Here is a 21278-nt window from a genome sequence, read left to right on the forward strand (position 1 = left end):
GGCGGGATACCGCCGAAGAATTCAGCGGAGCATCTGTCTTGACAGAGCGTGCGGCGGAAAATACAGGGCTTACCGCCCTGATTGTCGAGGATGATCAGGCTGTTTGCGATCTTTTGCGAAGGATCGTGGAAAGCCAGGGCTACACTGTTGTGGTCTGTCCCACCGCCGCCTCGGCTAAGGCCGCATTTGCTGCCTCCTTCCCGCATCTCGTTCTCATGGACTGGATGCTGCCGGATATGGACGGGCTGGAGCTCTCCAAAACATTCCGCGCCTCGGAACGGGGGAAATACCTCACCATCCTGATGATTTCCGGCAAGGACAGCCCGGATGACATTGCCACGGCCATTGCCGCCGGGGTCAATTATTTCATGGCCAAGCCCGTTGAGCGGAGGGTGCTCGATATCTGGCTGTCCGCCGCTGCCCAGCAGGTGCGCGATTGCCTGCAACGGGAAGAGGACGACCTGGCCCTGGCGGCAATGCAAAAGGAACTGGTGGACAACAATCTCCAACTGGAAGAGGCGTTGAGCCGGGCCAACGCCCTGGCCATGGAGGCGGAGCAGGCCTATATCGAGATCAATCAGATATTCAAGACCGTTGCCGGGGGCATTATCCTGGTGGACAAGCACTGCAATCTCCTGCGCAGCAACGACTCTTTTCTCAAGATGGCCGGAGTGACCAGGGAGAAGTCCCAGAACCGCAAGTGTTACGAGATCTTCCATTCCTGTATCTGCGAAACAGAGGCGTGCCCGCTCCAGCAGATCAAAAAAGGGGAAAAGCGCGTTGAGCGCGAGATAGAACGGGTGAGCCGAAATGGGCAGAACGTCCATTACAGCATCGTTTCCACGCCTTTTAAGGGGCCGTCTGGGGATCTCATCGGGATTGTCGAGCATATCATCGATATCACCGAACGGGTCAAGGCCGAGAAATCCCTGGCCGAAAGCGAGCGCCGCTACAAAGAGCTCAGCCTGGTTGATGAGCTGACCAAACTTTTTAACAAGCGGTACTTCAACACCCATCTGCAGCTTGAGGTGGAGCGGGCGAACCGGCACGGCCATCCGCTTTCCCTGCTCCTTCTGGATATCGACAATTTCAAGCACCACAACGACACATACGGACATGCCGATGGAGACCGGGTTTTGGCCCGGTTGGGCCAGGTGATCGCGGAGTCGCTCCGGGTCAATGATGTTCCCTGCCGGTACGGCGGGGAGGAGTTCACCATCATCCTGCCGGAAACCAACGGCGAACAGGCGACCGTGGTGGCGGAGCGGGTCAGGGCCCGATTTGCCGGGGAGATTTTTCAGCCCACCCCCCAGGACACGGTGCGCAAAACCGTGAGCATCGGCGTAACCCAATACCGGGCTGGGGAAAGCGGGCAGAGCCTGCTGGAGCGGGCCGATCAGAACATGTACGAGGCCAAGCAGAGGGGTAAGAACCAGTATGTCCTGAAGTAGCAGTTCCTCAAAAGCGGCGCAGGTTAAGCCGCTTTTCTTTCTTCAGAGCCTCTTGCAAAAATCCAAAAAGGTCCCTCCCCCTTGGCGGGGGAGGGTTAGGGTGGGGAAACAACTATGAAATCGGCAGGTTGCGACTTCACCCACCCCCTGGCCCCCTCCCGTCAAGGGGGAGGGATTCAATTTGGCAGAATTTTGCAAGAAAAGAAGCTTTTCATCAAAATCTTTTCTCAAAATAGGGCGTCAGCACCGTGGGGATGGCGATGGAGCCGTCCTCCTGCTGGTAGTTTTCAAAAATGGCGGCCAGGGTTCGTCCCACGGCCAGGCCGCTGCCGTTCAAGGTATGGACCAGTCCGCTTTTGTTGTGGCCCTTGGGCCGGTACCTGATTCCCCCCCGCCTGGCCTGAAAATCCCCGAAGTTGCTGCAGGAGGAGATCTCCCGGTAGGTGTCCTGGGCGGGCATCCACACCTCGATGTCGTAGGTCTTGTTGGCGGAAAAACCGAGATCGCCGCTGCAGAGCTGCACCACCCGGTAGGGCAGTTCCAATAGCTGGAGCACCTCTTCCGCGTCGGCCAGCAGGCTTTCCAGCTCTGCGCCGGAGGTTTCCGGGGTGGTGAATTTCACCAGTTCCACCTTGTCGAACTGGTGCTGGCGGATAAGCCCCCGGGTGTCGCGGCCATAGGCCCCGGCCTCGGAACGGAAGCAGGGGGTGTAGGCCGTGTACTTGATGGGCAGCTCGTGCTCGGCCAGGGTTTCGTCCCGGTGCAGATTGGTCACCGGCACCTCGGCGGTGGGGATCAGCCAGAGATCCCAGTCCTTGATGGCAAAAAGATCCGCAGCGAATTTCGGGAGCTGGCCCGTGGCGGTCATGGTTTGGGTATTGACCAGAAACGGAGGAAGAATCTCGGTGTAGCCGTGTTTCTGGGTGTGGAGATCGAGCATGAAGTTGATCAGCGCCCGCTCCAGGCGGGAGGCAAATCCCTTGAGCACGGCAAAACGCGCGCCGGCAAGCTTGGCCGCCCGTTCAAAATCGATGACCCCGGCCGCTTCCCCCAGCTCATGGTGCGCCTTTGCGGCAAAAGAAAATTGCGGCACTGTGCCCCAGCGCTTGATTTCCAGGTTGTCCTTGTCGTCGGAGCCTTTGGGCACGGAATCATCGCAGAGGTTGGGCAGGGTCATGACGATGGACTGGAGATCTTCTTCCAGACCGACCAGATCGGTTTCTATCTCCTTGATCCGGTCCCCCACCTGCCGCATCTCGGCCATGGGTCCTTCGGCGTCGACGCCTGCTTTTTTCAGGTTGCCGATTTCCTGGGAAGCGGTCTTGCGTTTGTTGCGCAGCGATTCCACCTCGGAGAGCAGGGTGCGGCGCTTGAGGTCGATGGCGGCAAAATCGTCAATGCGGGAATCGGTGATCCCCCGGAAGGCGAGTTTTTCTTTGACGAGATCCAGGTTTTCCCTGATAAAACGCAATTCGAGCATGGATATCCCCTTGAGTATAGTGCCGTGTCGCTAAAAGTCTCTACCAGAGGGGGTTGTATCATGGAGCAGGGCAGAAATCAAGAGGGCGGGACGTGCTCTGCGTTTAGAAAAAGGCGGAGGTGCAGAGGCGCAGGGAGACATCCTCCCCGGCCAGCAGATGCTTCCGGCTGGGTGGCAGATGGATGATGGCGTTGGCCGGTTCGTTTTTGCCTGCGGGGCGGACAGTGAGGTTCTTGCCGTTGAGTTTGGCCACCGCGCCTTTGAGGTTGAGCAACCCGGTTTTTTTCAAGGTTACAGGGGTGGTGAGGGTGGCGCGCATAAGCGGGGGCAAGGGGCGCGATTGCCCTTGCATGGCGCGCAAGGCCGGCAGGACAAGCTCGTGGAACAGCAGAAAAACCGCGGGCGGCGGGCCGGGCAGGGCGAAGACCGGCTTGTTGTTGTAGAGGCCGAACATGGTCGAGCGGCCAGGGCGGACGGCCAGGGCGGTGTACACCGGGCGAATGCCGAGTTTGGCAAAGGCCTGGGGCAGGAGATCGTAGTTGCCCGGACCCATGCCGCCGGTGGTGATCATGCCCTGGGAGGGGCCGTGCAGACCCTCTTTGAGTAAGGCGACGATTCGGTCGCAGTCATCGGCCACCAGGCCGAGATCGCGGGGTGTTGACCCCGCGCCCTGGATGAGAGAGGCGAGCAGGAAGCGGTTGCCGCCGACGATCTGGCCGGCCTCCGGGGTATCCAGGGTATCGAGCAATTCGCTGCCCGTGCAGATGATGGCCAGCTCCGGGCAGCCAACCACGGAAACCTGGGGTAACCCGCTTTCGGCCAGGAGCGGCAGGTGCTGGGGCTCGATCCGTGCCCCGGCGCGGACAATGGTTTGCTTGGCTCCCAGGTCCGCGCCTCTGGCGCGGATAAAGGCGCCGGGGTGGGGCGGAGTGTCCACCAGCACCACTGATCCGTTTCTTTGGCAGTGCTCAAAGGGAACAACCTGATTCGCCCCGGCAGGCAAGGCGCCGCCGGTCATGATCGCGATGGCGTTTTTCCCGGTAAGCTGTGGCAGATCGGTGGCGCCAGCGGCAATCTCGCCGGTTACCTGTAAAGAGACCGGAACAGTATCGCCGGTCAGGTTGCGGCTGTTGACGGCATAGCCGTCCATGGCGGAACGGGCGAAGTCAGGCACCGCCCGGGTCGCCTTGATCGCTTGCGCGGCAATGCGGCCTGCGGCCTCCGAAAGGGCAACCTCCTCCGCGGCGAGGGTGGAGCAGTGGCGGACAATCAGGTGTTGCGCTTCTTTCAGCGAGAGGGTCGGCATGGCTCACACCCCCATGGCGGCAAGACGGGCAAGGTCATGCTGGTGGTTGATGTTCTGAAAGGTGGTGAGATCCGGCACGATCTGCAAGATCTCCTCGGCTGTAACCTTGCGGATGCGCAATTTTTCAAACACCATGCCTATTTTGTATTGGTTTTTGGAGAGCTGTTCTTCGATAATAGGCAGGGCTTTTTTGCTGTATACCGCGTAGAGCGGCTCCGGCCCTTCGTCCAGCCAGGGCAGCACGATGTCATGGTCGCCTTCCAGCTCGCAGAGGAAACGGATCAGATCCGGATTGACCAGCGGCATGTCGCAGCCGCAGACAAAGATGCGGGGCTGGGAGACCGTGCGCAGGGCGGCATGGATGCCGGCCAGGGGGCCGCAATCAGGGTATCGGTCTTTGGCCATGGGCCAGCCGAGAAACCCGTACTCCTCGGGCGTGTTGGTGATGAGCAGGGTTTCCGGAAACAGTGCGGCAAGCCTGCGGGCGATGGTCTGGATCAGGGCGTCGCCCTGGTGGAGGGCCAGGGCCTTGTTGCTTCCGAAGCGCGAGCTTTTTCCGCCCGCCAGAATCACCCCGGCAACCTGGTTGATCCGCTGGGTCATTCCTGCGGGTCCTGGCGGATGGTGATGATGATTTCCCGGGGATCCTGGCACCCCTTGAGCGAGCAGGTCATGCCGGTGATGGCCTGGCGGAGGAAGCTCTCCACGAAGGCGTTGAGATAAACGGGTTGGCCGTTGACCAGCAGGCTGGTTTTTTGCTTGGGAAAGGGTGTGATGAACCGTTCTTCCAGAAAATCCGCCAGCCCGGCGACATCCTCCAGCCCGAAGCAGGGGAGGTCGGTGACCCCGTCGGTGTCGCTGACCATGGCGACCCAGGTGTCATCCCGATCCGGCAAGGGAGCCTCATGCTGGGCGCTGCGGAAGACCTCGATCTTGGGCAGGCTCAGCCGCTTGTAGCCCTCGGCGATCACCAGGTCGATATCGCCGTAATAGCGGCCCACCAGCTCCTCGATGGTCAGATCCCCGGCCACATCGCGGATGATGCCCAGGCCGGTGGGGGAGGAGAGGGCCACGGTATTGGCGCCGGCCTGCTTGTGACGCCAGGTGTCCTTGCCGGGCTTGTCCATCTCAAAGGCATGGACATGGTGCTTGATGGTGCCGATGCGGTAGCCGCGGCCCCGCAGTTCCGGGATGAGCTTTTCAAGAAGCGTGGTCTTGCCGGAGTCGGGCTTGCCGATGAATGCGATGACAGGAGGCATGGCGGTATCTGGTGTGGTGTTGAAGGTTTTCGGCTCAGCCCGGCGGCCAGGACATGGGCCGGCCGCCGAGAACGTGGAGATGCAGGTGGAAGACGGTTTGTCCCGCCTCGGCGCCGTTGTTCATGGCCAGCCGGCAGTGTTCCGCGCCGTTTTCCCGGGCCAGTTGCGCGCCGATGCGGACGACCTTGCCGATGAGCGCTTCGTCCTCGGCGGAAATCGCCTCTGGGCCGCTGAGATGTTTCTTGGGAATGACCAGAAAATGGGTGGGCGCTTGGGGGGAGATGTCCCAGAAGGCGAAGACTTCATCGTCCTCGTACAGTTTTTTGGCAGGGATTTCACCGCTGGCGATCCTGCAGAAAAGACAGGGGCTGCTCATCCTTTTCTCCTTGTTTTTCGTGGTTCGCTGGGGCATGGTTTGGCGCAGGATACTGTCCGGGCCGGATTCTGTCAAATGTAAAGCAAGAGCGGCAGGCCATGGGGGGCAGTCTCCCTGGTGACAGTTTGCCGCTATTCTGGTACTGTTATGTCGTGCTTTTCGCCTGGGGATTGCCGGGCACAAGCGAGCCGAGACAGGAACATTCACCGGAAACCAGCAGAGGGTGTGCCATGCGTCAGTTTGTTGTTGATGAGTTGAGCAAGGAAGAACAGGATAATCTGGAATCATATCTGAAGCGAACCTTGAAAGCCGGCCCCATGGAGGGGATGTTCTGGCTGGAGCTTCCGGAGGATTTGCTGGCCGAAGCCCAGCAGGGGCATGAGCAATGCGGCCCTTTTTTCTTCGGGATCGAGCTGGGACGCAGCCGGCTGATTGCCGAATTTCTGGTCCGCAGCCAGAGCAACCTGCATTGTTCGTGCATCAGCTATTCCACCCCGGCCCAACGCCAGTTTTTGCTTGGATTCCTTGACCGGATGCTTGCGGATGAACATATCAAGGCTTAGGGGCTGATGGTGCGGAGAGCCGTTTTTTTATGGCTGGGGTTGGGGATTTTTTTTGGATTTCAGGCCGAACTGTGCCGGGCCGGAACCGAAGAGGATCTTACGGAAAAACAGTTTGTCTGTCCGTTTCCCGAAAGGACAGGCGATGTTTTGTCGCTGACCTATGCCCAGATTCTGGGGGATGCTGTGCCCGTCTATGGCCAGCCGCAGGACGAGCGTGCCGGGGTGGCCCCTGTCCGGATTACCAGGACGGGCTTTATGTGGGTCAGCCTCAGCGATACCCAACCGATCATGGTGGATGGCCAGGGGTGGTACAAAATCAATGAGCGGGAATACCTCCGGGCGGACAAGCTCCGGCTCGCCAAGCCTTCTAACTTTCAAGGGGTTCTGGTGCCGCGGGATTTTGACAAGAAATTTGCCTGGATGATCTTCCACACCCGCGTCTCGCCAGGCCCCGGCGTGCCGCCGGTTGAAGAGGAGGATCCGGCCGTGGTGCCGGCGAGATCCCTGGTCATTGTCCATGAGACGCGGGAGGTCGAGCAGCGCAAGTGGTGCAGGATCGGCACCGGCGTCTGGGTTCCCTACAACCGGCTGGCCATGGTCATTCCCGCGCTTCGCCCGCAGGAAGTCGGAGAGTCGGAGCGCTGGATCGAAGTGAATCTTACCGAGCAAACCCTGTCGGCGTATGAGGGAGACCGGTTGATTTTCGCCACCCTGGTCTCTTCCGGCGATGAGCGGTTTCCAACGATCAAGGGGTTGTTCCGGATCTGGGCCAAGGTCAGAATCGGCAAAATGAGCGGCGGGGAAGGTGATGCGGATCGTTACTATGTGGAGGATGTGCCCTGGCACATGTATTTCCATCAATCATACGGGTTGCACACCTCCTACTGGCACGATTTTTTTGGGCTGCCCAATTCCCACGGCTGCGTGAATCTGGCGCCCAAGGACGCCCTCTGGCTCTTTGAATGGACAAGGCCCAAGGCAAGCAGGGGGAATTGGCAGGAGGCGACCAAGGGTGATCCGGGAACCTGGGTCTGGGTGCATGAAACACCGGTGGCGATGGGGGAATGAGGCGGGGTTACTGCTGAATGACAACCTCGGTGCCCAGGGCGACGACCTTGAATAATTCTTCAATGTCCTTGTTGCGCAGGGCTACGCAGCCATAGGTCCAATCCCAGGTTTCACCCCCGCCATGGATGAATATTTCGCCGCCCAGGGGGGTGTTCCAGGGGGGGATGGATTTTTTGGAGATTCTCTCTATGATCCGGTCGCGGTCGCTTTTGGTGATGAGCTTTTGCTCCAGGCCGCGTTCCGCGTCTTCAATGCTGGGGTAACTCAAGCCCAGGGAAAGGTAATACTTGCTGCGCGGGTTTTTCATGCAGATGTAATAGCTTCCCTCCGGGGTGCGCTTATCCCCCTGGCGGACCTTGTCGCCAACCGGGTTGAAGCCGAGCTTCACGGGATAGGTGCGGAGCAGCTTTTCCTCGGAATAGAGGAAAAGCTTTTTTTTGGCTTTTTTGATGACTATTTTCGGGGCCTTGAGGGGGGCGGTAACCGGCAGGCCCGGATCGATATCTTCGTTATCCAAAAAAGGGGGAGGACACGGGCTCTCCGCCGGGGGAAGTTGGGCGATTTGAGGAGGAGCCTGGGTGGTGGTGGAGCAACCGCTGTGCAGCAAAGGGAAGGAAAGGGTGAGCAACAGGAAGAGGAAGGTCTTGGGGTGGGAGATTCCCTTCACGGTGGGTCGCGATTTCCAGATCATAATGCGAAGTCCGTCATGAGGTTAATTCGCAGACACGTTCCAGAGTGTTGCCGTTGCCGGAAATTGTCGGCGTCCGGTCAGGAGGTCACAGGCCTCATTAGCAACTGGCCTAGAAAAATCATACGATATTCATGGCGGGAATGCACAGGAAAATTCGATTTCCGGCGCAAAAAAAATCCCCGGCCGATGACGGCCAGGGATTTGCTTCAGTCCGCATGGGCTGAAAAAGTCTTGCTTACCACCAGCAGATGGTCTGGTCGGCCGCGAAAACCTTATCCAGCAAAGCGCTGTAGTCCGGGCTCTCAACGTTGAGATCAAAGGATTCAACATCACGGCCCTCGGAGACGATCTCCACCAGTTTCTTGGTGTCGTCACTGGGCGCGGAACGGTATACATTCAAGAGTTTCATTGGAACACTCCTTGTCGTTGTGGGTCAATAAGTATCTTAGCTCTTGTCGGAGCGGAGGATGCCGTAGGGGATGATGATCTCAAGGTCGCGCAACTGCTTGCCGATTTCCTCAAGGGTGATCTTGACCATGCCGTGATTCTCGACATTGGCATCCACGGTGCTGTAGACCTCGCCTTCCATGTCGCGAACCCACTCGATGTTCTCCTTGTGGTAGTCGCTCAGGTCGGGTAGCTCATTATTCATGACATAGGCATACGAGTACATGTTCTCGACGGCCAGACCCAGGGTGGAGCGGATGCCGTCCAGGGTGTATTCCTTGTTTACCAACAGAAAACCTACTTTCTTGGACATGGTTCTCTCCTTATAAGGTCAGGTAGCATTCGTAGTCTTCGATGATTTCGCCATGCTGGGACTGGGTAGCCATCTTCTTGGCCTCAAGACCCTTGGGAATGTCGGCGGGATCATAGCCTGCGTTCTTGTAGCTGTCCACGCAGATGGACACGTCGTCCGCCAGCTCGCAGAGCGCCGGGAACTCCGGGCACTTGGTCAGATGAACGGCGTACCAACTGAAGAAAACCTTTACCTTGGAGCCCTTGGCCTTGGCGGCCTTGGTGATCCCCATGACATGGCGCATGTTCTGGGGGGAGGTAACAAAAATACCTAAACTTTTAGCCATTTCCTGTCTCCTGATGCAAAATTAAAGGCGCGGGGCTTGTGCCCTGGCCGCGTCGTGTGGAGTAAAAAAGCTTATTTTTTCTGGAGGTAGAAGCGGATGAAGCCGGAATCTTCCTTTTCGCCCAGGTAGACATGGCCGGAACGGGTGCACCAGCCGGGCAGGTCGTTGCGGGAGCCGGGATCGGTGCCGAGGATCTCCAGGATCTCGCCGGCGTTGATCTTGTCCATCTCTTTCTTGGTGCGCAACAGGGGCATGGGGCAGCTCAGGCCTTTTGCATCCAGGGTGCGGGTCGGGGTGATACCATCGGGGGCTACTTTAATATCGTCGCTCATGGTTTCCTCCTTAAAAAGGGTGTAGGGGTAATTTCTGCAAACTCAAAAAATTTAAGAAATAAGTGCCAGCGAATTATACACGGCAACTCGGATCCCACCAGGCTTGGCGGGATTTTTTTTACACAAAAAAACACTCAAGGCTCTTTCATGTACCATTGGGTCTCTACCAATATTCATGGGGCCTGTCAAGGGAATTTGTGAATGGCGGTTCATGGTGCGACAGGGAGGAAAAGAGGCCATAATTCAAGAAGATTATACTGCATGGGGGGCATGGATGCATTGGGGATACGGGGGGAGAATCCGGGAAAATGGTTTGTCAAACTTGACAAAATTTTAAGGCACGGGTAAAGGGGGTTATCGGTACGGTCACAGTATTGTCCTGACAATTTCAACGGGTTTTTTCGTTTTTTGGATGGCAGGCTTATCGTTTTGTAATTATTTGCAAAAAAATGGGAGAGGAGGTCTGGAATGGGCGAAGAAAGCGTTATGGGGAGTAAGGTCAAGGGGCTGTACAAAAAACTGTGCAAGGACGAGTGGAACTCCGTCACGTCCGGGATCATCGTCGCGTTTTTGAGCGTGCTGATCCTGGTCTGGGCGCGGCCGTGGGGTGCGGTTGGCGCCATCCGGAACTGGGGGGAATGGATCATCTACGGACTTGGCCTGTGGGATACCATCGGCCTGTGGGAGGCTGCCGCTCCCAAGAGCGCCCTGCTCGACACCGGCTCGGTGATAGGCATCGGTTTCGTGGCCGGGGCCTTTTTGTCCGCCAATCTGGGTGACAATTTCGACATTCGCATCCCGCCGGTCCTGGAGATGGTCAAGGGGCTGGTGGCCGGTGTGCTCATGGGCATCGGTTCCGCCTTTGCCGGCGGCTGCAACGTGGGCGGCATGTACAACGCCATCGGCAATCTGGCCGCCAACGGCTTTGCCATGTGGCTGGGTCTGATAATGGGCGTGCTCCTTGGTCTCAAATACATCTACTGGGAGATGGAGAACATCTCCTGGGGGGCCGGCGGCGCCAAGACCATCGAGGTTCCGGTACCCATGCGGAGGATCCTCGGCATCCTGGCCCTGGTTGGCTTGATCTGGGGCGCCTATGCCTATGGGGATCAGGTTATCCATGTGGCGGACTATGACAACCTCGGCGAAGAGGACTATCTTGGCATTGCCGGCGGTTTGAGCGGCCTGCTGCTCATTGCCGCCGCGATCGGCTACACCATGCAGCGCGGTCGCTGGTGCATGGTGCAGGCTTTCCGTGAGCCGCACATGACCGGCGATTGGACCTTGGCGCGGGGCGTCATGGTGAGCATCCTGCTCCTTGCCGTCGGCGTCGCGGTGGTCAAGGCCACCGGGCTCCGTGAGCCGGTGCATTATGTGCGCGGCACCTTTGGTTTCGGCGCGGTATTCGGCGGGCTTGTCTTCGGGCTTGGCGCCATGCTGGCGGGCGGCTGCGGTTCCGGCAGCCTCTGGCGGGTGGGCGAAGGCCAGGTCAAACTGTGGCTGACCGTTGTCACCTTCGGCGTGTCCAATGCCATTCTGACCCCGAAGTTTAAGGAATGGGCCTGGGAAGGCACTGCCGAGGAAAGCGGATTGCTCGGCCAGTGGATCTACATGCCGGACACCTTTTTGGGATACGGCGGCACCCTGGCGGTGATCGCTCTGGCCATGTGCCTCTGGTACCTCATCGTCAGTTGGAATGAGGATACCGGCAAGCTGATGGTTGAGATGTAACGTTCATCATGCCGCTGGTCGGCATGGGTGATGATGGATCGCATTCCCCGGGTGCTTCGGGGAATGCGATTTTTTTTGTCCGCCCTTTGGCTCCGCGGCCTGTCAGGCACAGGTTATTTCCCTTGACAGTGCTTTGCCTGTCGTCCTAGCATTGTGGTAAGCCGTTGCGCAAAAAAAGTATTTTGATATGTAAAGATTGTGACGGCATATGGGGCCAGGCGCTAAAACCGAGTTCCCCATTGGTGCAATGGCCTGAAATGGAAAGGATATTGTGACGGGCCTTAATCCTCATGCCGAGGCGCAGCGTTTTTTGTCCGCAGGGTGTTTCTAATGGTCGAGGCGGTTTCCGGATTACATCACCATGTCTCTCTTTCCCTGGGGCAATTGCTGCAAAACGGCGAGGTTATCGCCATTGTTGATGATGACGCGGCAATCCGCGAACCGCTCAGGATCTATTTCGAAGAGCATGGGCTGGCCGTGGCGGAATGCGCCTCGGCGACGGAGCTTATGCAGGTGCTGGCCTCCCGCAACGTGGCCCTGGTCCTTCTTGACATCGGTCTTCCTGATACCGATGGCCTCTCCCTTCTGCCCCGAATCATAGACCAATATCCCGATGTCGCGGTGGTGATGCTCACCGGTGTTTCCGAGCTGCGGGTGGTTTTGGACTGCATGCGCAAGGGCGCCACGGACTATCTGTCCAAACCGGTGCAGTTTGAGGAAATATTCCATGTGGCGCGCAAGGCCCTGGAAAAGCGGCGGCTGGTATTTGAAAACCGCAAATACCATGAGGAGCTGGAGGAGGCGCATTTCAGAATCCAGCTCCTGCATCAGTTGTCGGTGAAGATGAACAGCGTCTATCTGAGCACCGTGGAGCTCGACCAGATCCTGCGCGCGGTTTTGGTGGGGATCACCTCCCGGGAAGGTTTGGGCTTCAACCGGGCATTTTTGCTTATGTTCGATGCGGATGGCCGGTTTTTGCGGGGGAAGATGGCCATTGGCCCGAGTTCCCGGGAGGAGGCGGGGCGGGTCTGGGAGGAGATCGAGGAGCGGGATCTTAATTTTCTGGAGATCGTTGACAATCTCAAGGAAACCAGCAAGAGCCATGATGCAGCGGTCAATGCCATAGCCCGGAATCTGGTGGTTTCGGCCGAGGAAACGGACAATATCCTGATCAATTCCGTGCTGAGCCGGAGGAGCTTCAGGGTTTCACCGGAAAACGGCTGGGTGCCGATGCCCATTGAACGGCGTCTCGGAAATAACAGAAAGCACAACGGGGGCAAGGTTCGTGAGCGCAGGGACAGGGAAGAGACCGGTTTTCCCGACCTTGGCGTGCCCAGGGATCTCATCAATATCCTTGATGAGGATGCCTTTGTCGTGGTGCCGCTGTACTCTCCCGGCCGGGCCTTCGGGGTAATCATCGCCGACAATTATGTGACCCGGCGGTTCATTGAGGACAGCCATGTCGGCGCCCTGGAGCTTTTTGCCAGCCAGGCCAGCCTCGCCATCGAACAGAGCCATCTGTACAACGAGATGCAGCAGAAGGTGGCGGAGCTTGAGGCGGCCAACCAGGAGCTTGACCGGAACAAGGACTTGCTGGTCGAGGCGGAGCGGTATTCCGCCCTGGGTCACATGGCGGCCCAATTGGTCCACATCATCAGAAACCCCATCACCTCCATCGGCGGGGTCTCCCGTATCCTGAGGAAAAAAAATGTCGATGCCGAGTGGGAAAAATATCTCAATGTCATTATCCACGAAACGGAGCGGGTGGAATCCACCCTGGAGGATCTCTTTGACTTTGTGGGGCAGGGCGAGATCCACAAGGAGGAACTCACGCTCTGCGAGCTGATCAGGAAAACGGCTCTCCTGCTCCAGTCGAGCATGACGAAACACGGCGTTACCTGGGAGATGGAATGTCCTCCGGTGGAGCCGGTGGTCCAGGGAGACATGCACCAGATCCGCCTGGTGTTTCTCCATCTGTTCAAGAATGCGGTGGAGGCCATGGGTGATGGGGGCAGGTTGACCATCCTCGTCTCCGTTGTCGAAGGGCAAGCCGTTGTTTCGGTCATCGACACCGGCCCCGGGATCCCTGAATCCTATCTGGACAAGGCCAAGGATCCATTCTTTACCACGAAAACCTATGGGACCGGCATGGGGTTGACCCTGGTGGAACGAATTGTCCGTGCCCATGGCGGCAGTTTTTCCCTCAAGCCCCATCCGGGCGGCGGTCTGGAAGTTCAGGTGGTTCTGCCTCTCCAGTAACTCCCGCGATTTTTTCCCGAACATCTCCTGAATCAGGCAGACAAGGCGGTTTACGCATGAAAATTGGAGGATCCCCCTTTGTGGCCAAGGGGATACAAGTGCCGGCTGCGGACCGGAGTGAAGGCGCGCCCAAGCCGGGGTTGCCTGCCTCGGTGTTGTTCGGACAGGGGCAATTGGTCCGGGGCGAGGTAACCGGGATTACCCCGGAGGGCAAGGTGGTGCTCGATATCGGCGGGCAGCTTGTCGAGGCGAGAAGCGAGGTGGCGCTGAAACCGGGCAGCACGCTGTGGCTGGAGGTGCGGCAAACCGAGCCCCTGTGGCTGCGGGTGGCCGACAAGAAAGGCGCAACCCAGGAGTTTCTGCGTCAGTACTGTGCCGATCCCGCCGCCATGGGCAAAGGTTTGCGGGCCTTGCTCGGGCTCGCCTTTCTTGCGGACGCGGAAAAGGGTCTGGCCGAGCAGGCCGGGATGCTCCAGAATTTCGCCAATACCGCCGTGGGGGCGGAACCCGACCCGGACCGGATCATCCGTCTCTTGAGCATGCTGGGCAGCGGCGCCGTTGGGGAGGAGAGCGGCTCAAGCCAGGAGGGGGGGAAGCTCCAGGAGCTGCTTGCCCTCCTGACTGCGGACAAGACCGCGATTCTCGGCAAACCAAACGCCGCCGCCATGCAGAAGCTCGGGCTGCTCCTGGAATTACAGGGCGAAATCAATGTCCTGCCCGCTTCACCCCAACAGACGCAATTTCTCCTCTTCCCCTGCCTTTTTGCCATGGGCGCCGGGGTGGGACAGTGGCTTTTCACCCTGGACAGCGGGGAGGATCAGGCGGCAACCGGCGAAGAGCGGGGCTACGCGCTCTCATTTTTTTTGGAGATGAGCCGGTTGGGGGAGGTGCAGATCCAGATCCGGGTCAAGGACCGTTCCCTGCAAGGGGAGTGTGTCGTGGGCACCGAAGCGGTGCGGGAGTATTTGGCTCCGCAACTCGGTGAGCTGGACGAGCTGCTGGGTAAGCTCGGTTACGAAACGGTCCATTTTTCCTGCCGGGTCGCCAAAGGTTCCATGCTGGAATCATTGAAGTCCGGGATGGAGGCTGCGGCGCAATTGGAGAGTGTCAGGATCGTTGATCTGGAGGCCTGACGGCAGGAGGGGTTTGGGGTGTAACGTTGCCCCGGAGCCAGGAGGCGGTGATGCCGAGCAGGCCGCTCAGGGCTGCTCCCAGCAAGGTTGCGTGCAGGGCAGTCAGGAAGGAGGCGGTATGTTCCGGCCTGAAATCCCGCAAGTCGAGGCCGTTGGTTTCTCCGCGAAAAAACAGGGAGAAAAGCAGGGCGGCCTGGGCGATGCCCAGGAGCATGCCCAGATTTCTTGCCGTGGCCAGCAGGGCCGCGGCTGCTCCCGCTTTGTCGGCCTCCACGTGGCTTAAGACCGAGGCGCTGTTTGGCGACAAAAACAGGGCCTGGCCCAGGCCAAGCAACATCAAATGCCCGGCAATAATCAGCGGCGAGGTTGCGGCTTCAATCGTGGTGAGCAGCAACACCCCCAGGGTGGAGACGCTCAGCCCCAGGGTGGAGATGAATCGCGCCCCGACATAATCGGAAAGCCAGCCGGCCAGGGGGGAGACCAGCAGGATCGAGGAGGGAATGGCCAGCATGACCATGCCTATTTTCGAAGGCGGCAACCCGAGGATGCGGTCGAGATGAAACGGGATGAGCAGGATTACGGCAAAGAGCACCATGAAGGAAAGCACGGCGCTGGTTATGGCCAGGCTGAAGTGACGGTTGCGAAAAAGCGCCAAGGACAGCAGCGGATGGGGCAGCCGGGATTCGACGGCGACAAAGCAGCACAGGGCGCCCGTCCCGGCCGTGCCGGTGAGGAGCAACCGGGTGGCTGACCAGTTGGCCGAGGAGGCATGGGCCAGGGTCAGGCAAAAAAGAACAAGGGCGGTGGCCCAGGCCAGGCTGCCAAGCCAGTCCAGCGGGCCGGTGTATCGCCTGGCCGGACCGGGCAGTATCCGGATGGCGAGGAAGGCGAAGATCAGCCCCAGCGGGACCGTGATAAAGAAAAGGACGCGCCAGGAAGCGAGTCCGAGCAAAAATCCCCCCAGGCTCGGGCCGCTCATCAGGCCGAGGGAAACGGCCATGCCGATCAACCCCAGGCCGCGGCCCAACTGTTCTTTAGGAAAGGTTTCCTTGATGATCGCAGGGCCAGCGGCCATCATCATCGCCCCGCCCAGGGCCTGGCAGAATCTGGCAAAAATCAGGAAGGAGAGGGTTGGGGCGTAGGCGCAGGCCAGGGAACCCACGCCGAAGATCAACAATCCGGCGGTGTATATCCTGCCCCTGCCCAGCCGGTCTCCTAGATGGCCCCAGAAAAGGAGGGAGGCTGTGATGGTGAGAAGGTAAATCATCACCACCCACTGGGTGTCGCTGAGCGAGCTGTGGAACTCCTCCATGATGAAGGGCAGGGCGATGTTCACCATGCTGCTGTCCAGGGTGGACATGAAGACGCCGGTGGCCACGATGAGGAAGGTGGGCCATTTGTTTGCAGGGGAAGACACGGAAGGGATCTGTTGCCTCTGGAAAAAAGAGCGGGGTTTCGCGCCGGTGGTATTGGAGCCGGCTGATTTTTTTGCAGTGTATCGCAACTCGGCTAATCCTGCAAAGGGGATTGCTGTGCGCATGGTATTTCACGAGGTGAATCTGAGCGATTATGGGGAGAACAATGGCTGGTATTCGAAACGAAGGCGAGGATGAAAGGATAGCCCGGTGTGTCGCGGCTTGCAAGGACCCGGCCCTGGGGGAGATTCTGCGGACGGCGGCCAGGGCGGCCCTTGCCGCGGGCAGCGTCTTGCGAGACCTGCACAATAAGCCCCACCGTATAACCCACAAGGGGAGCATTGACCTGGTCACCGAAGCGGACGTGGCCGCGGAGCAGACCGTGCTTGCCATGCTGCGGGAAGCGGGCTCCGGCATCGATTTTCTCGCGGAAGAGTCGCACTCCTCCTATAAAAACCTGCCGCAGGGTCCGGTCTGGATCATCGACCCCCTGGACGGCACCACCAATTTTGCCCACGACTTTCCGTTTTTTGCCGTGTCCATCGCCTATGCCGTGGGCACGGTCAGCAAGGTCGGCGTGGTGTACGCGCCCATGCAGGACGAGCTTTTCTGCGCCTGCCTCGGCAGCGGCGCCTGGCTCAATGGGCGGGGCATGCAGGTTTCCGGGGCGGCAACCTTGCAGGATTCCCTTTTGGCCACGGGCTTTCCCTATGCCATTGCCCAGGAGGTCGAGGGGGTGATGGCCGTCCTTGCCCGGTTGCTGACGCGATGCCAGGGGGTGCGGCGGACCGGGGCCGCGGCGGTTGATCTCGCCTATCTTGCCTGCGGCAGAACCGATGGCTTCTGGGAGATCAACCTCAAGCCCTGGGATACCGCCGCCGCCATGCTGCTGGTGAGCGAGGCCGGGGGCAGGTTGACCACCTACGACGGCGAGGAATATACCCCCTATGTCCCGGAGGTGGTGGCGAGCAATGGCAGGATCCATGCCGAGCTGGTCGGGCAATTGGCGGATTTTACCCGGGTGGGGAAAAAGTGAAGAATGAAAAGTGAAAAATGGAGAATGACGGCGGTTTTTTCCTATGAACATGCTGCCACAATGTGGTAGTCTTTTCGAAAAGCTGGGCCGGAAAACCCCGCAGGCAATCCTGTATCCCCGAAAACGAAGCGAGCCGGAGAGGCACCATGGACACTGAGAAGAAAATGCATTTTCATACCCGGGTGATCCATGCCGCCCTCACCCCGGGGGAGTGGCAGGGCGCCACCCTGCCCCCTATTTTCCAGACCGCGGCCCATTGCCACGAGACGGCGGAGAGCTTGAGCGATACCTTTGGCGGGCGGACCACCGAGCATATCTACGCCCGGCTCACCAACCCCACCAACCGGGTGCTGGAAAAGAAGCTGGCCGAACTCGAAGGCGGCCGCGGCGCGGTGTTCATGGCTTCGGGCATGGCGGCGATCACCAACGCCTGCTTGGCCCTGCTCCGCGCCGGGGACGAGTTTGTCTGCGGCAACTCGCTCTTCATGTCCACCTATGTGCTTTTTGCCAATGTCTTCAAGAAGTACGGGATCACGGCCCGCTTTGTGGAGCCCACCGATTTGGCGGCCATTGAGGCGGCGATCAACGGGAAAACCCGGTTTCTCTACCTTGAAACCATCGGCAACCCGAAGATGGATGTGCCGGACCTGGCCCGGGCAGCGGAACTCGCCCACAGCCACGGGTTGCCCCTGCTGGTGGACAATACCCTGGCCACTCCGTACCTGTGCCGCCCCCTGGAGCTGGGCGCGGACATCGTCATCCACTCCACGACCAAGTACCTCAGCGGCCACGGCGACGCGGCAGGCGGGGTGGTGATCGACGGGGCGAATTTCAACTGGAGCAGCGAGCGGTTTCCCGATTTTGCCCCCTTTGTCGAACGCAAGGGCGAGCTTGCTTATCTGGACCGGGTCTGGCGGGAGCTGCACATCAATTTCGGCACCACCGCCGCGCCGCTCCATGCCTATTTGACCATGCTGGGGTTGGACACCCTGGCCCTGCGGATGGAGCGCCACCTGGCCAATGCCGAAAAGGTCGCCGGTTTTCTCGCCTCGCAGCCCAAGGTGCAATGGGTGAATTACCCCGGGTTTGCCGACCATCCCCAGCATGGGGTGGCGCAAAAACAGTTCGGGGGCTTGGGTTTCGGCGGCATGCTGACCTTCGGCCTGGCGGATCAGGCAGCCTGTTTCCGCTTCATCAATAACTTGAAGATGGTCTATCACCTGGCCAACATCGGCGACTGCAAGAGCCTGGTGATCCATCCCTATTCCAGCCAGTACCTCTCCTTTGCCGAGGAGCCGAAGAAGAATCTCTCCATCACCCCGGATCTGGTGCGGTTTTCCGTGGGGATCGAAGCGGCGGAGGATATCATCGACGATCTTGCCCAGGCGCTTGCGAAGATCTAGGTCATGAACCCCGCCTGCCTCAACCTGGTAGAAAAGCAGTTTTTCACCTTTGGCGAGCCGCCCCACGAGCTGGTGCTTGAAAGCGGCGAGCGGTTGGGCCCGGTGACCCTTGCCTACGAAACCCTCGGCACCCTGACGCCGGACAAGGGCAATGCCATCCTGGTGGTCCATGCCCTCACCGGGGATTCCCATGTGGCTGGCTGTTACACCACAGAAGATGCCCGGCCCGGCTGGTGGGAGATCATGGTCGGTCCGGGCAAGGCCATCGATACGGAGCGCTATTTCGTCATCTGCGCCAACGTGTTGGGCGGCTGCATGGGCTCCACCGGCCCTTCCTCGCTCAATCCAGTCACGGGCAAGCCCTATGGGGTGTCCTTTCCCCTGGTCACCATCGGCGACATGGTGACGGCGCAAAAGGCGCTGATCGATCATCTCGGCATCTCCCGCTTGCTCGCGGTGGTGGGCGGCTCGGTGGGCGGCATGCAGGTCTTGGCTTGGTGCGCCCGCTATCCCGAGATGGTCCGGGCGGCGATTCCCCTGGCCACCACGCCACGGCATTCGGCCCAATCAATCGCCTTCAACGAGGTGGCCCGGCAGGCGATCATGGCCGATCCCCATTGGCAAGGGGGCGATTATTACGGCCAAGCCAAGCCCGATCTCGGCTTGGCCGTGGCCCGGATGATCGGGCATATCACCTATCTTTCCAACGAATCCATGCGCCAGAAGTTCGGCAGGCAGCTCAAAAGCAGGGATGCCCTTTCCTTTCATTTTGACGCGGGCTTCGAGGTGGAGAGCTATCTGCGCTACCAGGGCAACAAGTTTGTCGAGCGTTTTGACGCCAATTCCTTCCTCTACCTGACCAAGGCCGCGGATTATTTCGACCTGGACGACTACGCAGCCGGCGGCTTGGCCGTTCCATTCAAAGACTCCCGCACCAGCTTCCTGGTGGTGGCCTTCACCTCGGACTGGCTCTACCCCACTGAGCAGTCCCGCGCCCTGGTGCAACTCCTCAAGCGCAACGGCCTGGATGTGAGTTTTTGCGAGATTCAATCGGACTGGGGCCATGACGCCTTCCTGCTGCCCAGCGAAAGGCTGCACGCCCTGGTGGCGGCGTTTCTCTCCCGGATTTTCCGGGAAGAGTCTTCGGACGTGTGAGGGGGAAAGCCATGCGTTTTGATCTACAGATCATCGCCTCCTGGATCGAGCCCGGTTCGCGGGTGCTCGACCTCGGTTGCGGGGAGGGGGAGCTGCTCCAGTACCTCAAGGAGCAGAAAAGGGTCAAGGCCACGGGCATCGAGAAGGATGAGGCCGAGGTGGCGGTCTGCATCGCCAAGGGGATTTCCGTGCTCCAGGGGGATTTCAACCTGGAGGTCGCCGATTATCCGCCGGACAGCTTCGACTACATCGTCATCAGCCAGACCCTGCAACAGGTTTACGAACCGGTTGTCCTCATCGATACCCTGCTTGCCATCGGCAAAAAGGTCATTGTCAGCTTCCCCAATTTCAGTTACTGGCGCATCCGCCTACAGCTCCTCTTCGCGGGCTATGCCCCGAAAAGCAAGGAGCTGCCCTACGAATGGTACAACACCCCCAATATCCGGGTGATCACCCTGAGGGATTTCCGCAACTTTGCACGGGAAAAGGAGATCGCCATCCTCAAGGAGGTGGCGATCAACACCCACCGGCAGCAGGAAACGGGTAATATCGTCACCTTTCTCCCCAACCTGCGGGCCACTTACGGCATTTTTCTGATTGGACGCGATGGTCGGGAGGAGGCGGGTTGAGGGAGACAGAATGGTGCAAAAAAACTTATTTTTCAAGATCTGACCCCGAGACTCCTGTGACCCCGAGACTCCGCGGACTCAAGCAGTCCGATCTTTTCGCAGAGATCGGCGGACAATCCGTGGTGAGCGAGATACTGGTCGGCAAACGCGAGATCAATGCCCGGCAGACCAAGGCCCTGGCGGCACGATTCGGGGTTCTTCGGCGATTTTTATTTGATGCTGTACGCGTCCATGGTTTTCATAAAACGTGGTCTGTCCCGATATCGATAAACGTGGTCTGTTCCAGTTTTCGCCCTTTCAAGTGATCGTCCATGCCGCCTTGCCATTCAAGATTTTATTGTTTCCGGCTAACGCATGAGGGTCAACTGGCCGCATTATTTGTCGTAATTTGTCGCGTAACGACTTTGGGTCATAAATCTGGGGCCGCAAGCGCGAAGGGTGTGTTGGCTGCTCAAGATGGAAAACGACCCGATACTTGACTTTTTTTAGCGCCTCTGTTGCAAATTTTCGCTCGTCATCGCCAGCGTTGGCCCGCATACTACATAGTCCGGCAAGCGTTGCTCGCACTTTCATGGCAATTTCTTCAAAAAGATCCTTCGCTTTTATTCTTGGATGGTGCCGGTAATCTTTCGATTCGATCAGCCAACACTCCTTCTCGCTTGCATTGAATGCGAGAAAATCGACCGCCTCGGAGCCACCGGCAAATGATTGAAAATGTTTCCGATAAAATGTGGTGTCGTCATATTTCCTGACATGCCATCCTGGAGGAGGGTGTAAAAAGGATTGTGTAAATGGCCATTCCGGGGGTAGAAAAGTTCGCCCCCAACCAAGGAGAGAGATATGGCCATTTCCAAAGAAGTGCTTGACCAACTGATTGCCGATTACAAAAAGCCGGAAGACCTGATC

The 21278-nt window shown here is 59.0% G+C and carries 22 protein-coding genes and 1 pseudogene; 11 read left to right on the forward strand and 12 right to left on the reverse strand.

The features are described from left to right. Positions 1-38 precede the first annotated feature (38 nt). A complete protein-coding gene (locus tag MWR57_RS02935; RefSeq protein WP_423123290.1) occupies positions 39-1451 on the forward strand; it encodes a GGDEF domain-containing response regulator in 1413 nt (470 codons plus the stop codon). A gap of 214 nt (positions 1452-1665) precedes the next feature. Here the strand turns inward: MWR57_RS02935 and serS are convergent, their stop codons facing one another. The 5 genes from serS to MWR57_RS02960 form a co-directional block, all read right to left on the reverse strand. Further along, entirely contained in the window at positions 1666-2931 is a 1266-nt protein-coding gene (gene serS / locus MWR57_RS02940) for a serine--tRNA ligase (RefSeq protein WP_423123291.1), read from the reverse strand. Positions 2932-3034: 103 nt separating this feature from the next. Then, the gene (locus tag MWR57_RS02945) at positions 3035-4237 is read right to left on the reverse strand and encodes a molybdopterin molybdotransferase MoeA (RefSeq protein ID WP_423123292.1); all 1203 of its coding nucleotides are present in this window, start codon (positions 4235-4237) and stop codon (positions 3035-3037) included. Between the two features lie 3 nt (positions 4238-4240). Then, positions 4241-4840 carry a molybdenum cofactor guanylyltransferase gene (gene mobA, locus MWR57_RS02950; protein ID WP_423123293.1) on the reverse strand — a complete coding sequence of 200 codons (600 nt, stop codon included), beginning with the start codon at positions 4838-4840 and terminating at the stop codon, positions 4241-4243. Further along, a complete protein-coding gene (mobB, locus tag MWR57_RS02955) occupies positions 4837-5496 on the reverse strand; it encodes a molybdopterin-guanine dinucleotide biosynthesis protein B (protein WP_423123294.1) in 660 nt (219 codons plus the stop codon). Before mobB ends, mobA begins: the two co-directional genes overlap by 4 nt. A 34-nt stretch (positions 5497-5530) precedes the next feature. Continuing rightward, positions 5531-5872: a histidine triad nucleotide-binding protein gene (locus tag MWR57_RS02960; RefSeq protein ID WP_423123295.1), complete on the reverse strand. Its 342-nt coding sequence runs from the start codon at positions 5870-5872 to the stop codon at positions 5531-5533. A 230-nt stretch (positions 5873-6102) separates the two neighbouring features. Between MWR57_RS02960 and MWR57_RS02965 the strand changes: the two genes are divergently transcribed. Together MWR57_RS02965 and MWR57_RS02970 are read left to right on the forward strand one after the other, a co-directional pair. Then, positions 6103-6435 carry a hypothetical protein gene (locus MWR57_RS02965; RefSeq protein WP_423123296.1) on the forward strand — a complete coding sequence of 111 codons (333 nt, stop codon included), beginning with the start codon at positions 6103-6105 and terminating at the stop codon, positions 6433-6435. 6 nt (positions 6436-6441) lie between these two features. Beyond that, on the forward strand, positions 6442-7503 hold the full coding sequence (locus MWR57_RS02970; RefSeq protein ID WP_423123297.1) for a L,D-transpeptidase: 1062 nt from the start codon (positions 6442-6444) through the stop codon (positions 7501-7503). A 7-nt stretch (positions 7504-7510) separates the two neighbouring features. On the opposite strand, the gene MWR57_RS02975 is transcribed toward MWR57_RS02970, so the two are convergent. From MWR57_RS02975 to MWR57_RS02995, 5 genes are all read right to left on the reverse strand, one after another. Beyond that, the gene (locus tag MWR57_RS02975; RefSeq protein ID WP_423123298.1) at positions 7511-8194 is read right to left on the reverse strand and encodes a L,D-transpeptidase family protein; all 684 of its coding nucleotides are present in this window, start codon (positions 8192-8194) and stop codon (positions 7511-7513) included. Between the two features lie 235 nt (positions 8195-8429). After that, positions 8430-8603, reverse strand: coding sequence for a hypothetical protein (locus tag MWR57_RS02980; RefSeq protein ID WP_423123299.1), 174 nt, complete (start codon positions 8601-8603; stop codon positions 8430-8432). A gap of 36 nt (positions 8604-8639) precedes the next feature. Then, on the reverse strand, positions 8640-8954 hold the full coding sequence (locus MWR57_RS02985) for a hypothetical protein (RefSeq protein ID WP_423123300.1): 315 nt from the start codon (positions 8952-8954) through the stop codon (positions 8640-8642). A gap of 10 nt (positions 8955-8964) precedes the next feature. Continuing rightward, entirely contained in the window at positions 8965-9279 is a 315-nt protein-coding gene (locus MWR57_RS02990) for a hypothetical protein (RefSeq protein WP_423123301.1), read from the reverse strand. Positions 9280-9350: 71 nt separating this feature from the next. Continuing rightward, positions 9351-9611: a sulfurtransferase TusA family protein gene (locus MWR57_RS02995; RefSeq protein ID WP_423123302.1), complete on the reverse strand. Its 261-nt coding sequence runs from the start codon at positions 9609-9611 to the stop codon at positions 9351-9353. Positions 9612-10079: 468 nt separating this feature from the next. Here MWR57_RS02995 and MWR57_RS03000 point away from each other — a divergent pair, with 468 nt between their 5' ends. From MWR57_RS03000 to fliK, 3 genes are all read left to right on the forward strand, one after another. Continuing rightward, a complete protein-coding gene (locus MWR57_RS03000; RefSeq protein ID WP_423123303.1) occupies positions 10080-11342 on the forward strand; it encodes a YeeE/YedE thiosulfate transporter family protein in 1263 nt (420 codons plus the stop codon). Positions 11343-11672: 330 nt separating this feature from the next. After that, positions 11673-13601 (forward strand): response regulator, encoded by a 1929-nt coding sequence (locus MWR57_RS03005; RefSeq protein WP_423123304.1) that lies wholly within the window; start codon positions 11673-11675, stop codon positions 13599-13601. Between the two features lie 56 nt (positions 13602-13657). Next, on the forward strand, positions 13658-14734 hold the full coding sequence (gene fliK / locus MWR57_RS03010) for a flagellar hook-length control protein FliK (protein ID WP_423123305.1): 1077 nt from the start codon (positions 13658-13660) through the stop codon (positions 14732-14734). On the opposite strand, the gene MWR57_RS03015 is transcribed toward fliK, so the two are convergent. Beyond that, a complete protein-coding gene (locus MWR57_RS03015) occupies positions 14709-16274 on the reverse strand; it encodes an MFS transporter (RefSeq protein WP_423123306.1) in 1566 nt (521 codons plus the stop codon). The two genes, fliK and MWR57_RS03015, sit on opposite strands and share 26 nt — an antisense overlap. Positions 16275-16315: 41 nt before the next feature. Here MWR57_RS03015 and MWR57_RS03020 point away from each other — a divergent pair, with 41 nt between their 5' ends. The 5 genes and pseudogenes from MWR57_RS03020 to MWR57_RS14435 form a co-directional block, all read left to right on the forward strand. Next, positions 16316-17185 carry an inositol monophosphatase family protein gene (locus tag MWR57_RS03020; RefSeq protein ID WP_423123307.1) on the forward strand — a complete coding sequence of 290 codons (870 nt, stop codon included), beginning with the start codon at positions 16316-16318 and terminating at the stop codon, positions 17183-17185. Positions 17186-17331: 146 nt separating this feature from the next. Then, positions 17332-18588, forward strand: coding sequence for an O-acetylhomoserine aminocarboxypropyltransferase/cysteine synthase family protein (locus MWR57_RS03025; protein ID WP_423123308.1), 1257 nt, complete (start codon positions 17332-17334; stop codon positions 18586-18588). A 3-nt stretch (positions 18589-18591) separates the two neighbouring features. Further along, positions 18592-19743: a homoserine O-acetyltransferase MetX gene (metX, locus tag MWR57_RS03030; protein ID WP_423123309.1), complete on the forward strand. Its 1152-nt coding sequence runs from the start codon at positions 18592-18594 to the stop codon at positions 19741-19743. Positions 19744-19754: 11 nt separating this feature from the next. Beyond that, on the forward strand, positions 19755-20372 hold the full coding sequence (gene metW, locus MWR57_RS03035) for a methionine biosynthesis protein MetW (protein ID WP_423123310.1): 618 nt from the start codon (positions 19755-19757) through the stop codon (positions 20370-20372). Between the two features lie 65 nt (positions 20373-20437). Beyond that, positions 20438-20569: pseudogene (locus MWR57_RS14435) on the forward strand (helix-turn-helix domain-containing protein); the annotation flags it as partial. A gap of 100 nt (positions 20570-20669) precedes the next feature. Here the strand turns inward: MWR57_RS14435 and MWR57_RS03045 are convergent. Beyond that, positions 20670-21278 (reverse strand): hypothetical protein (locus tag MWR57_RS03045; protein WP_423123312.1); only part of this gene is annotated, 609 nt, incomplete at its 5' end.

This window comes from Hydrosulfovibrio ferrireducens, from assembly GCF_046883345.1.
GTDB lineage: Bacteria > Desulfobacterota > Desulfobulbia > Desulfobulbales > Desulfurivibrionaceae > Thiovibrio > Thiovibrio ferrireducens.